Origin of the sequence: Streptomyces sp. E2N166, assembly GCF_003671715.1 — a bacterium.
GTDB lineage: Bacteria > Actinomycetota > Actinomycetes > Streptomycetales > Streptomycetaceae > Streptomyces > Streptomyces thinghirensis.
The window spans coordinates 1,134,378-1,147,158 of record NZ_RAIF01000012.1; the positions used below are offsets into that span (position 1 = coordinate 1,134,378).

Annotated in this window: 10 protein-coding genes; 6 read left to right on the plus strand and 4 right to left on the minus strand. The window is 72.2% G+C overall.

What is annotated here, in order from left to right; translation table 11 throughout:
* Nucleotides 1-340 precede the first annotated feature (340 nt).
* Together EBH09_RS12910 and EBH09_RS12915 are read left to right on the plus strand one after the other, a co-directional pair.
* Nucleotides 341-2,188 carry a glycoside hydrolase family 3 protein gene (locus EBH09_RS12910; protein WP_121747094.1) on the plus strand — a complete coding sequence of 616 codons (1,848 nt, stop codon included), beginning with the start codon at nt 341-343 and terminating at the stop codon, nt 2,186-2,188.
* Nucleotides 2,189-2,312: 124 nt separating this feature from the next.
* Nucleotides 2,313-2,987, plus strand: coding sequence for a hypothetical protein (locus EBH09_RS12915; RefSeq protein ID WP_121747376.1), 675 nt, complete (start codon nt 2,313-2,315; stop codon nt 2,985-2,987).
* Nucleotides 2,988-3,036: 49 nt separating this feature from the next.
* Here EBH09_RS12915 and EBH09_RS12920 read toward each other — a convergent pair whose 3' ends face one another.
* From EBH09_RS12920 to EBH09_RS12935, 4 genes are all read right to left on the minus strand, one after another.
* Nucleotides 3,037-4,461 carry a S28 family serine protease gene (locus tag EBH09_RS12920; protein ID WP_121747095.1) on the minus strand — a complete coding sequence of 475 codons (1,425 nt, stop codon included), beginning with the start codon at nt 4,459-4,461 and terminating at the stop codon, nt 3,037-3,039.
* A 94-nt stretch (nt 4,462-4,555) separates the two neighbouring features.
* Nucleotides 4,556-4,948 carry a hypothetical protein gene (locus tag EBH09_RS12925; protein ID WP_121747096.1) on the minus strand — a complete coding sequence of 131 codons (393 nt, stop codon included), beginning with the start codon at nt 4,946-4,948 and terminating at the stop codon, nt 4,556-4,558.
* A gap of 91 nt (nt 4,949-5,039) precedes the next feature.
* Nucleotides 5,040-8,780, minus strand: coding sequence for an ABC transporter ATP-binding protein (locus EBH09_RS12930; protein ID WP_121747097.1), 3,741 nt, complete (start codon nt 8,778-8,780; stop codon nt 5,040-5,042).
* An 89-nt stretch (nt 8,781-8,869) separates the two neighbouring features.
* On the minus strand, nt 8,870-9,859 hold the full coding sequence (locus EBH09_RS12935; RefSeq protein WP_121747098.1) for an esterase-like activity of phytase family protein: 990 nt from the start codon (nt 9,857-9,859) through the stop codon (nt 8,870-8,872).
* A 90-nt stretch (nt 9,860-9,949) separates the two neighbouring features.
* Between EBH09_RS12935 and EBH09_RS12940 the strand changes: the two genes are divergently transcribed.
* The 4 genes from EBH09_RS12940 to EBH09_RS12955 form a co-directional block, all read left to right on the plus strand.
* The gene (locus EBH09_RS12940) at nt 9,950-10,321 is read left to right on the plus strand and encodes a hypothetical protein (RefSeq protein WP_121747099.1); all 372 of its coding nucleotides are present in this window, start codon (nt 9,950-9,952) and stop codon (nt 10,319-10,321) included.
* Nucleotides 10,318-10,563 (plus strand): DUF397 domain-containing protein, encoded by a 246-nt coding sequence (locus EBH09_RS12945; RefSeq protein WP_121747100.1) that lies wholly within the window; start codon nt 10,318-10,320, stop codon nt 10,561-10,563. The genes EBH09_RS12940 and EBH09_RS12945 overlap by 4 nt, the downstream gene beginning before the upstream one ends.
* 93 nt (nt 10,564-10,656) lie before the next feature.
* Nucleotides 10,657-11,265 (plus strand): hypothetical protein, encoded by a 609-nt coding sequence (locus EBH09_RS12950; RefSeq protein ID WP_121747101.1) that lies wholly within the window; start codon nt 10,657-10,659, stop codon nt 11,263-11,265.
* A 77-nt stretch (nt 11,266-11,342) separates the two neighbouring features.
* A partial coding sequence (locus EBH09_RS12955; protein WP_121747377.1) for a glycosyltransferase family 39 protein occupies nt 11,343-12,781 on the plus strand: 1,439 nt, incomplete at its 3' end.

Below are 12,781 nucleotides of genomic sequence, written 5' to 3' on the forward strand. Positions count from 1 at the left end.
ACCGACTTGGGAAGACCGGCCCGGCCGGGAACCCCTCCCCGGTCCGTGTCGTCCAATCCGCACGCTGCCGGACGAGTCCACGCGGTGCGGTGTCGGCCTCGCTGCCGGCTGCGATCGCCGACCACCCTCTCCGCCGTACCGCACCCGGCAGCACGCCGCCGTCGGCGCGCCCCTCCCTGGCGCCGACGGCGGCCCCCTCCGGCTCGCTCACCGCGGCTTCGGGTGACTCCTGTGCGCTCCCTTGACTGGCAGAAACTTCCCGGATATTGGTGACTCCTTGGAAGTTTCCTTCAGCACCTCTCCAGCGATTCCCCAGCGGATCACTCCGGAAGGAGCGCACGTGCACCACAGCAGCACGGCCGGCACGGGAAGCACCGCACACCCCTCAAGACGTACCGTCCTCACCGCGACCGCGGTCGTCACCGCGACCCTGGCGGCCGGCGGCGGCACCGCGTACGCCGACGCGCGCAGACCCGACGACGACGAGCTCCGGGCGCTCATCTCCCGCATGACGCTGGAGGAGAAGGTCGGCCAGCTCTTCGTCATGCGGGTCTACGGCCACTCCGCCACCGACCCCGACCAGGCCGACATCGACGCCAACCTCAAGGAGATCGGCGTCCGCACCGCGGCCGAACTGGTCGCCAAGTACCGGGTCGGCGGCGTCATCTACTTCGCCTGGGCGCACAACACCCGCGACCCGCACCAGATCGCCGACCTGTCCAACGGCATCCAGAAGGCGTCCCTGGAACTGCCGCGCGGCCTCCCGGTACTCGTCTCCACCGACCAGGAGTACGGGATAGTGGCCCGCGTGGGCGAGCCGGCGACCCTCTTCCCGGGCGCGATGGCCGTCGGCGCCGGCGGATCGCGCTCCGCCGCCCGTACCCTCGGCCGGATCGCGGGCGCCGAACTGCACGCGATGGGCATCCGCCAGGACTACTCACCCGTCGCCGACGTGAACGTCAACCCCGCCAACCCCGTGATCGGCGTGCGGTCCTTCGGCGCCGATCCGCGGGCGGTGGCGGAGCTGGTGGCCGCCGAGGTGACGGGATATCAGCGTTCCGGCGTCGCCGCCTGCGCCAAGCACTTCCCCGGGCACGGCGACACCGCCACCGACAGCCACACCGGCCTCCCGGTGATCACGCACAGCCGCGAGCAGTGGGCGGAGCTGGACGCCCCGCCCTTCCGCGCGGCGATCGACGCCGGCATCGACGCGATCATGACCGCCCACCTCGTGGTCCCGGCGCTCGACGACTCCGGCGACCCGGCCACCCTCTCCCGCCCCATCCTCACCGGCATCCTGCGCGAGGAGCTGGGCTACGACGGGGTCGTGGTCACCGACTCCCTCGGCATGGAGGGCGTACGGACCAAGTACGGCGACGAACGGGTGCCGGTGCTGGCGCTGAAGGCCGGCGTCGACCAGCTGCTCAACCCGCCGCACCTGGACCTCGCCTGGAACGCGGTCCTGACGGCGGTACGCGACGGTGAACTCACCGAGGCGCGGCTCGACGAATCGATCCTGCGGGTGCTTCGGCTGAAGGCGAAGCTGGGACTGTTCCGGGACGCCTACACCAGCCGGCGGGACGTCGACCGCACCGTCGGCACCCGGGGGCATCTGGCCGCGGCCGACCGGATCGCCGAGCGGACCACCACACTGCTCGTCAACGAGGGGCGGCTGCTGCCCCTGTCGCGCAGGGAGCACCCGAAGGTGCTCGTCGTGGGCGCCGACCCCGCCTCCCCCTCGGGCACCACCGGGCCGCCCACCGGCGTCCTCGCGGGTGAGCTGACGGAGCTGGGCTTCACGGCCACCGCCCTGTCCACGGGCACCGCGCCCTCCGCCGCCGTCATCGACCGCGCGGTCGCGGCGGCCGGGGACGCCGACGCGGTGGTGGTCGCCACGTACAACGTCACCGCGGCCAGTAGCCAGCGCACGCTGGTCGCACGGCTGCTGGAGACGGGGAAGCCGGTCGTCGCGGTCGCCATCCGCAACCCGTACGACGTGGCCCGCCTCCCGGACGTCCGCGCCTGCCTCGCGTCCTACTCCTGGACCGACGTCGAGGTACGGGCGGCGGCCCGGGTGATCGCGGGGCGGGTACGGCCGCGCGGCAGGCTGCCGGTGCCGGTGGTGCGGGCGGACGATCCGACCAAGGTGCTTTACCCCCTCGGGCACGGGCTGTCCTACCGCTCGTAGGACGTAGCACGGCCTACGCCACGCGCCGGGGGCGCCCCCGGCCGCCGTGCGCAAAGCACCCCGCGCGTCTGGCGTGCGCCCGCTGCGGCGGGTCACGCTGGACCGGGGATCCGGGGGGATGGCGATGCGTGGGAAATGGGCTGCGGGGGCGCTCTGCGCCCTGGCGGTGTGGTGCGCCGTGCTGCTGACGGGCTGCCAGAGCCCGTCCGGCCTGACGGGCGGGGAGAGCGGCGGCGAGGACGCGAGCGGGGCCGGGCGGCTCGGCGGGGGGACCGTTCCGGACTCGGCACCGGCCGTCGTACGGCCCTCCGGGTACGGGGCGGTCTTCCTCGCGATCGACGAGTGCAGTTCGTTCGGGACGGTCTCGTTCACCGAGGTGCCGTGCGACAGCGAGCGGGCGGCGGCGCGGGTCGTGGCCCGGGAGGACGGCCGTGCGGGCGACGGGCCTCCGTGCCCCGCCACCACCGACTTCGTCCTGCACATCAGCGAGCAGCGCCCCTCGGCCGACGAGGACGGCGACGGGGCCGTGTCACGGGGCTACGCCTGTATGCGGGGGCTCCAGCCGCCGCACCCCGGCGATCCGGGCGGCGGGGGCGGCCCGCGCACCATCGTCGGCGACTGCGTCTACGACGCCGGGGACGGCAAGGTGCGCGAGACCGCGTGCGACGGCAAGGGCAGGAGGAAACCTCAGTTCAAGGTGGTCGAGGCGGTCGCCGTCCGGACGGACTGCCCGGCCTCGACCGGCCTCTACGTACGCCTCGGCGGCGAACGGCCGGTGGGCTGCGCCCGGCCACTGTGAGCGCCCGTACATCGGAGCGTCTCAGCGGCGGCCGGGCGCGGTCACCGTCCTAGGGGCGCAGCGCCGGTTCGCGCTGCACGTCCCGCTTGTCCAGTTTGGCGTCGAACGTCGCCAGCGGCTCCGCCGCCGACGGGTTCTCCCGGACCTCGGCGGAGGCGACGCCCGCCCAGTCGAGGATGCGGGCCGTGGCGAGGGCCTTCTCCTCGGGCACCAGGCCGGCGACGTTGGCGCCGTGGTTCATGCCGGGCGCGGTGAGGACGTAGGAGTCGTCCGCGCCGCGCCCGAGACGGAAGGGCTCGGCTCCCCACGGGTCGTTCTCGCCGTACACGAAGAGCATCTGGTCGGCGTTGTGCCGCACCCAGCGGTCGACGTCCCGCATCACCCACGGCTCGAACCTCATCGGGATCGACCGGGGCACGAAGTTGCGCGGCGGCTGGTAGCCGTAGCGGATGTACTTCTTCTCGATGTGCGGGAAGTGGATCGTCGGCGCGCCCAGCTGCGTGCCCGCCTGGTAGTAGTACGGCGTGTACGGGGCGAGGCCCTGGTCCGTGTAGAAGGAGAAGCCGGAGATCGTGTCGACGGAGTTCCAGATCTCGTCGTCTGTCGCGTTCCTCGCGTCGGCCGGGATGTCGGCGCAGTCCTTCAGGGTGCTGTACTGCCAGAAGCCCCACACGTAGTCGAGGACGACCGCCTCGTACGCGCGGTCCAGGCTGCCGATGGTGTCGAAGGTGTAGCCGTTCTCGGCGGCGTACGCCTCGTACTTCTCCTTGAGCGGTGCCCGGCGCACCAGCGCCTCGCGCTGCACGCCGTTCAGCCGGTCGCGGCACTCCTCGGTGCCGACGCGGGCGAAGAAGCGGTCGTAGGCCCTGTCCTCGCGGTTCACCACGTCGTTGGGGGCGACGTAGGCGACGACACCGTCCATGTCGCGCGGGTAGAAGCGCTCGTAGTAGGTGGCGGTCATGCCGCCCTTGGAGCCGCCGGTGGAGAGCCAGTTCTCGGAGTAGAGCGGCTTGAGTGCCTTGAAGATGCGGTGCTGGTCGCTGGCCGCCTGCCAGATGTCGAGCTTGGACCAGTCGGCCGGCTCGGGCCGGGACGGCGTGAAGTAGCGGTACTCCATGGAGACCTGGTTGCCGTCCACGATCTGGGTCGGCTCGCGGCGGCTGGGGTTCGTGGAGACGCTGTAGCCGCCGGTGTAGAAGACCATCGGGCGGTTCACGTCCTTGTGCAGCACGGTGATCCGCTGCTGGAACGTGCCCTTGGACGGGCGCCGGTGGTCGACCGGCTGGGTGTAGTTGAGGACGAAGAAGCGGTATCCGGTGTACGGCTTCTCCTCGATCAGGCTCATGCCCGGTATGGACAGCAGCCGGTCCTTGATGTCGACGGCCTTCGGCTCGGCGGCGGTGGCCGCGCCCGCCGTGCTGACGGTGCCTATGAGCACCACGAGCGCCAGCAGCCATCTGAGCGCCTTGCGCATGCACCCTCCCTGTGAAACAGATGTGCGCCGGAAGCTATCGGAGCAAGTCACCCGCACACCAGGGGAGATCGAGGATTGGCTGCCGGGAGCCGGCTCAGCAGAGGATCCAGCCGGAGCTGACCGAGCCCCGGGACACCTTGCCCCTCACCCACACGCAGCGCTTCCCGGCGTGTACGGTCACCGGCCCCGCCCGGTAGGCGAACCGCCCCGAGTCCACGACCGGCCGGCCGCCGCGCGCCTGCACGCTGACGGACATCTGCCGCTTGGTGCCGGGCTTCTTGGGGACGGTGACGGCACAGACGTAGCCGCCGCGCTTGTAGACCAGGACGGACCCCGTGGAGAACGGCAGCGTGCGGACCTTGCGGCCCGGGCACGCCGCGGCGGCCTGCGCGTCCTGCGGCACCGCGACGGCGAGCAGCCCGGCCGCCGTCAGCACGGCCGTGCCGAGCGCCAGCCGCCGGCGTGTTCCAGCACCACCCTTGCCCACAGCGGTCCCCTCCCTCTCCGCCTCCGCCGTACGGCGGCACCGACGTACGGCTGTACGGACGCACGCCGTGTGTCGAATGGTTGCGCGAGTGTCACCGCAGCGCGCCGACCGGCTCCTCCGGTTCGGCCGCCCCGACGAAGCTCCGCCACAGTCGCGCGTACCGTCCGTCGAGCGCCAGCAGTTCGTCGTGCGTACCGTCCTCGGCGACCCGCCCGTCGTCCATGACGACGACGCGGTCCGCGCGGGCGGCCGTGGTCAGCCGGTGTGCGACGACCAGCGTCGTACGGCGGCCCGCGATGCGGTCGGTGGCCTGGTTGACCTGGGCCTCGGTGGCCAGGTCCAGGGCCGCCGTCGCCTCGTCGAGGAGCAGTACGTCGGGGTCCACCAGCTCGGCGCGGGCCAGCGCGATCAGCTGCCGCTGCCCGGCGGAGAGGTTGCGTCCCCGTTCGGCGACCTCGTGGAGGTAACCGCCCTCCAGCGTGGCGATCATCTCGTGGGCACCGACCGCCCGCGCCGCCGCCTCCACCTGGGCGTCGGTGGCGTCCGGGCGGCCGTAGGCGATGGCGTCCCGGACGGTTCCCGGGAAGAGGTACGCCTCCTGCGGGACGACGCCCAGCCGGTGCCGGTAGGCGGTGAGGTCGAGGTCGCGCAGGTCCTGCCCGTCGACGGTCACCCGCCCGCCCGTCGGGTCGTAGAACCGGGCCACCAGCTTGACCAGCGTCGACTTGCCCGCGCCGGTCTCACCGACGAAGGCGACGGTCTGCCCGGCCGGAATGCGCAGGTCGACGCCGGTGAGGGCCGCTTCCGCCTCATCGGCACCGCCGTACGCGAAGTGCACGTCCTCGAAGGCGATCTCGCCGCGCAGGGACGTGACGCCGGACGGCTTCTCGGCGGCCCGGGTGGAGGTCGGCTCGCGCAGCAGTTCCTGGATGCGGCCGAGGGAGACGGACGCCTGCTGGTAGCCGTCGAAGACCTGGGAGAGCTGCTGGACGGGCGCGAAGAACAGGTCGATGTAGAGCAGGTAGGCCACCAGCGCGCCGGTCGTCAGCGTCGCCTCGTCGATCCGCCCGCCGCCGACGATCAGCACGGCCGCGGCCGCCCCGGAGGCCAGCAGCTGCACGAACGGGAAGTAGATCGAGATGAGCCACTGCCCCCGGATGCGGGCCTGCCGGTAGCTGTCGCTGCGCTCGGCGAACCGCCGCCCGCCGTCGTGCTCACGCCGGAAGGCCTGCACGATCCGCAGCCCGGCCACCGACTCCTGGAGGTCGGCGTTGACCGTGGAGACCCGCTCCCGGGCCAGTTCGTACGCCTTCACGCTGGCCCTGCGGAAGAAGTAGGTGGCGATGATCAGCGGCGGCAGGGTCGCGAAGACGACGAACGCGAGCTGCACGTCGATCACCAGCAGGGCGACCAGGATGCCGAAGAAGGTGACGACCGAGACGAAGGCGGTGACGAGCCCCGTCTGCAGGAACGTCGACAGCGCGTCCACGTCCGTCGTCATCCGCGTCATGATCCGGCCGGTCAGCTCGCGCTCGTAGTAGTCGAGGCCGAGCCGCTGGAGCTGCGCGAAGATCTTCAGCCGGAGCGAGTACAGGATCCGCTCCCCCGTCCGGCCGGTCATGCGGATCTCACCGGTCTGCGCCGTCCACTGGGCGAGCACCGCCAGCAGACCCAGCAGCGAGGCCGCCCAGACCGCGCCGAGGGCGGCCTGCGTGACGCCGTCGTCGATGCCGTGCCGGATCAGCACCGGCAGCAGCAGGCCCATGCCGGCGTCCGCGGCGACCAGGGCGAGGCTGATCAGCAGCGGCGCGCGGAAGCCCCGCAGCAGGCGGCGCAGGCCGTACGACTCCTCCGGTTCCACGGCCCGCGCCTCGTCCACGTCCGGTGTCCCGTCGGCCGGGGGCAGCGCGTCGACCTGGGCGAGCAGCTCCGGGGTGGCCGGGGTGCCGGCGAGGGCGGCGTCCTTCGGCGCGCGGTCGCCGGTCCACAGCCGTGGCGTGACCCCGCGCTCGGCGTCGTACTCGGCGTCCAGCTCGTCCCGTACGGAGGTGTCCTCGGCGGGTGCGGCGGGCCGGGCGTGTCCCGGCGACACCCCGCCCAGCTCGTCGGGGTCGGTCAGCAGGCGCCGGTAGAGGGCGGATCGCTCCTGGAGCTCCTCGTGGGTGCCGAGGTCGGCGAGACGGCCGCGGTCGAGGACGGCGATGCGGTCGGCGAGGCCGAGGGTGGAGCGGCGGTGGGCGATGAGGAGCGTGGTGCGGCCCCGCATGACCTCCTTCAGCGCCTCGTGGATCTCGTGCTCGACGCGGGCGTCCACGGCGGACGTGGCGTCGTCGAGGACCAGCAGCCGGGGATCGGTGAGGATCGCGCGGGCGAGGGCCACCCGCTGGCGCTGGCCGCCGGAGAGGGTCAGGCCGTGCTCGCCGACGGTGGTGTCGTAGCCGTCGGGCAGCTCGCTGATGAACCGGTGGGCCTGCGCGGCCCGGGCCGCGGCCTCGATCTCCTCGTCGGTGGCGTCCGGGCGGCCGTACGCGATGTTGGCGCGCACGGTGTCCGAGAAGAGGAAGGAGTCCTCGGGCACGAGCCCGATCGCGGCCCGCAGCGAGTCGAGGGTCAGCTCGCGCACGTCGTGGCCGCCGATGAGGACGGCGCCGCGCGTCACGTCGTAGAAGCGCGGCAGGAGCAGGGAGACCGTGGACTTCCCGGAGCCGGAGGAACCGACGACGGCGAGGGTCTCGCCGGAGCGGATCTCGAAGGAGAGACCGTCGAGGACGGGGCGGCTCTTCCCCGAGGCCGAGCCGTAGCCGAAGGCGACGTCGTCGAACTCGACGGTCGCGGGCGCGTCGGCGGGCAGGTCCTTCGTTCCGTCCTCGATCGCGGGTTCGGTGTCGACCAGCTCCAGCACGCGTTCGGTGCCGGCGCGGGCCTGCTGGCCGACGGTGAGGACCATCGCGAGCATCCGGACCGGGCCGACGAGCTGGGCGAGGTAGGTGGAGAAGGCGACGAAGGTGCCGAGCGTGATGTTCCCGCGTACGGCCAGCCAGCCGCCGAGGGCGAGCATGGCGACCTGGCCGAGGGCGGGGACGGCCTGGAGCGCGGGGGTGTAGGTGGCGTTCAGCCGGATCGTCCGCAGCCGCCCGGCGAAGAGCCTGCGCCCGACCTCCCTGAGCTTTCCGGTCTCCTGGTCCTCCTGGCCGAAGCCCTTCACCACGCGTACGCCGCTCACCGACCCGTCGACCACGCCGGCGACGGCGGCGGCCTGGGCCTGGGCGTACCAGGTGGCGGGGTGCAGGCGGGTGCGGCTGCGGCGGGCGATGAACCACAGCGCGGGGGCGACGGCGAGTGCGACCAGCGTGAGCGGCAGGGAGAGCCACGCCATGATGACCAGGGAGATCAGGAAGAGCAGGACGTTCCCGATGGTCATCGGGAGCATGAACAGCAGGCTCTGGATCAGCTGGAGGTCACTGGTCGCCCGCCCGACGACCTGCCCCGTGGACAGCTCGTCCTGCCGCCGCCCGTCGAGCCGGGTGATCGTCCCGAACATGTCGGTGCGCAGGTCGTGCTGGACGTCGAGGGCGAGCCGGCCGCCGTAGTAGCGGCGGATGTAGGTGAGGACGTAGACGACGACCGCGGCGCCGATCAGCAGACCGGCCCAGACGGCCATGTCCCTGCTCTTGTCCCCGATCACGTCGTCGATGATCACCTTGGTGATCAGCGGGACCAGGGCCATGACGGCCATCCCGCCCAGCGAGGCACCGAGGGCGAGGACGACGTCCTTGGGATAGCGCCAGGCGTAAGCCGCCAGTCGTCGTGCCCATCCCCGTTGCGCGTCCACGCCGTGCCCTCCGGTCGGTCGTCCTGCTCACCTGATCTACCGGAAGGCACCAACACGGGCGAGCGGGGATTTCATCCCGTCGCGGGGATTCAGGCGCGGACCCGGAGCCGGAGGAAGCGGGTGGTCTGTACGTCGTTCTGGTTGTCGTCGCTGACGAGGAGGACGTCCAGGAGGCCCTTGCCCCGGCCGGTGACGGCCATGCCCTCGAAGTTGTCGAGGAGCGGGTTGGGCTGGGGCTGCTTGGCGGTGGCACCGAGGGAGGGGCAGTCGGCGAGGTCGGCGAGGAGCGTCTTGCCGAGCGTGCCGCCGCGCCGGTCGGCCAGGTAGAGACGGACCGTGTTGCCAACGCCGGAGGTGAAGCCGCGTTCCAGTACGAGGAGACGCCCGTCCGGGGTCGCGGTGGTCTCGGAGACGCCGAGGCCGGTGTCGGTGCGGTAGGTGTACTGCGCGCCGGCCCGGAAGTCGCCGCGGCCTGTCCGCTGCCAGGTCTGGAAACGGACCAGGCCGGCGGGGTCGCCGACGAGCGGGTACTCCATGGAGGCGATCAGGGTCCGGCCGCCGGGGAGGAGCGTCAGCCCCTCGAAGCTGCCGTTCGCCCGGGCGCGGCCTGCGGGGGCGGTGCGCAGGGCGTCCGGCACGGGGAGCCGGCCGAGGATCTCGCCCGTGCGGGAGTAGCGGCGGACGGACGGCTCGGTCTCGGAGGAGACGAGGTACGTGCCGTCGCGCGAGACGACCAGGCCTTCGGCGTCGAGGGCCGCGCCGCGCTCGTCGGCGAGCGGGGTCACGCCCAGCGGCTTCAGGGTCCGCGCGTCCAGCCGGAACAGGGCGGACCGGTCGGAGAGAGCGGCGACGGAACCACGGTGATCACGGGCGAGGGCGGAGAGGTTGCCCACGTAGGTGTCGCCGTAGGTGCCCTTGTCCAGGGCGTCGGAGAAACCGGTGAGGGAGACGGCGGGCGAGCAGGCGTGCCTCGGCGGCCTCTCGTGTGCGGCGGCCGGCCCGGCGGCGGTCAGACAGGCGGCCGCCGCGAGACCGGACGTGAGGGTGGCGAGGGCGGTGCGAAGGGTTCTCGGGCGCATGGCCGTCACGCTAGGGCGCAGGGGTGGCCGGAAGTTGGCCTCTTTACGAAGGATGGGATGCGGGGGCGTTCCGATGGCAAGTAATGAGCCATGCCAGAGCAGAGGGAAAGTGGCCAGAGGCTGGCCGGGCGACTGTACGCGACGCTGCGGGTGCTGAAGTTCCTCGCGGTTCCCGGCAGCCCCAAGCCGACCGTTCAGGACGAGTTCCAGGACAAGGACAGCCCGAACCAGCGGATTCAAGCCCTGAGGCTGGACCCGTTCGGAGTTCTGGTGACCGCTGTCCAGAAAGGCCGGCACGCGACGGCGGTGGGCGAGGTGTTCCGCGCGATACCTGCCGTGGTGCCGGCGAAGGAGGGTGCCCTCACGGACAACCTGGGCACCTGGGGACTGGCGGAGTTCAACGCCGGCCATCGCGCTCAAATCGCCGCGCTCAAGGAGGACCTGCCCAGTCAGCTGGGGTGACGACGGCTCACACATCCGGTTCAGGACGAAGCGGAGCTGATCAGTTGGGTGGTCTCGATGAGGGTCTGCCCTCGGAGCCGGCCCAGGGCGGCAGTTGCCTGGAAGTGGCGGACGGTCATCCCGTCGGGACACCCGTGCGGGATTCGAAGGTGCCGGACGGGCCGGCGTTGGTCTTCTCGGCGGTCGGCCGGGCGTCGTTCATCACCGCCCTCCGGGAAGCTGCCTCTACTTCAAAAGCGTGAACACTCCACCCCGATCTGTCATCCACTCGCTCATCCGAGCGTCCAAAGGACAGAAACCCCCCGACTGCTCACGCTTTTCCCGACCATAGGGCCATGAGCCCGGCCCCCTGGCACGACCGCGACCCTCTCAGCACTGGGCACGTCATCAGCACGGTGCGCACACTCATGCGCACCGATGGCCTGGACGTGTCGATGACCACCATCGCCCGCGCTTGCGGAATCTCGCGCAACTTCCTCTACTCGAACTGGAAAACCCCGTCCGCGCTCCATCTGCGCGCACTGACGGTCGAACTCGCGCAGGCATTCGTCGTTGCCGACCGCACCCACCCCAGTGACGGCACGGTGCGGGGAATCGCCGAGCATCTGACGGAGGTCGTCCGCGTCGTCCGACGCCACCCGACGACGGCGGCCGTCGCCCGCTCCTCCCATGCGACGATCCTCCGCGCGCACACAGCGACCGACGGACCCCTGGCACAGGTGGTGACGGAACGCATCAGCGATCTGCTGCACCCCCTCGTCCCGCACGGCGGGGTGTGCGGAGACGCCGCGCTGCGCTCCAGGCCCTGGAAGATCCTGTGGATCGCCCGCCCGGCCGCCCTCTGCCCCGAGGCGGTCGGCGACCAGGAGTGGGAGGACACCCTGGACGGGGCCTTCGCAGAGCTGCTGCGCGACCTGCTCGCCCCGTGGACCACCTCTGATTGATCCCCCCGCACGAGATTCACAGCCTGCCCCCAGTCACAGCACAGCCGGCGCCCATCGGCCGTCGCCACGGTGGCGTGGTGACATCTGCCACCGCTCAACCGCACGCGGCCGCCGGGCCGCCCCCGCCGTCCCCCGCGCCCAGCACGCCCAGCACGCCCAGCACCCCCCGATGGTCGCTGCCGGCCCTGCTGGCGATCCTCGCCCTGGCGGCGGGGCTGTACTCCTGGAACCTGTCCGGGGCCGGGCTGAACAGCTTCTACAGCGCCGCCGTACTCAGCGGCACCGAGAGCTGGAAGGCGTGGTTCTTCGGCTCACTGGACGCGGGGAACTTCCTGACCGTCGACAAGCCGCCCTTCGCCCTGATGGTCATGGGCCTGTCGTGCCGCCTCCTCGGATACGGGACCTGGCAGATGATGCTGCCGCTGATCGTGGCCGCGCTGGCGACGATCTGGATCCTGCACGTCTCCGTCAAGCGGGTGTGGGGCCACGGCGCGGCGGCGGTCGCCGCACTGGTGCTGGCGCTGACCCCGATCACGGTGGCCATCAACCGGGACAACAACCCCGACACGCTGCTGGTGTTCCTGATGGTGGGCGGGGCGGCCCTCGGCCTGCGCGCCGTCCGCGACGGGCGGCTGCCGCCCCTGCTGGGCGCCGCGGCCTGTTTCGGGCTCGCGTTCAACACGAAGATGCTCCAGGGCTACATCGCGCTGCCCGCCGTTCTCGTCGTGTACGTGTACGCCACGGACCTCGGCTGGGCGAAGCGGACCAGGAACCTGGCGCTCGCCGGCGTCACCCTCAGCGTCGCCAGTTTCTGGTGGGCGGCGGCGGTGTCCCTGGTGCCGGCCTCCGAGCGGCCGTACATCGGCGGCTCCACGGACGGCACCGCCTGGGACCTGATCACGGGCTACAACGGGCTCGGCCGGATCTTCGGCGGCGACGGCAACATGGGCGGGGGCGGCGGTGGAGGCGGCGGGGGCGGCTTCTCGGGCGCGGCGGGCATCGGACGGATGTTCAACGACGTCCTCGGCGGCCAGATCTCCTGGCTGCTCCCCTTCGCGGGCATCGCGCTGGTCGCCGGCCTGGTGCTGTGCGGCCGGGCGCCCCGCACCGACCTCACGCGCGCCGCGCTGGTGCTCTGGGGCGGCTGGACGGTCCTGCACTACCTGACCTTCGCCATGGCCGAGGGCACCATGCATCCGTACTACACGACCGCCCTCGCGCCGGGCATCGCGGCGCTGTGCGGGGGCGGCGGCGTCATGCTGCTGCGTGCCTTCCGGGCCGACCGGCGGTGGGTGTGGGTGCTGCCCCTCGCCCTCGGCGTCACCGGGGTCTGGGCGATCGTGCTGCTGCGCCGCGCCTCCGGCTGGAACACCTGGCTCTGGCCGGCGGTCGCGGCGGTCATGGCGCTGGCCATCGCGGGGCTCCTCGTCTTCCGTCCGGGGCGCCGGGTGCGGCTGCTGGCGGTGTCCGTGGCGGCTGCGGTCGCCGCCGGGGTCGCGGGGCCGGCGGCGACCGC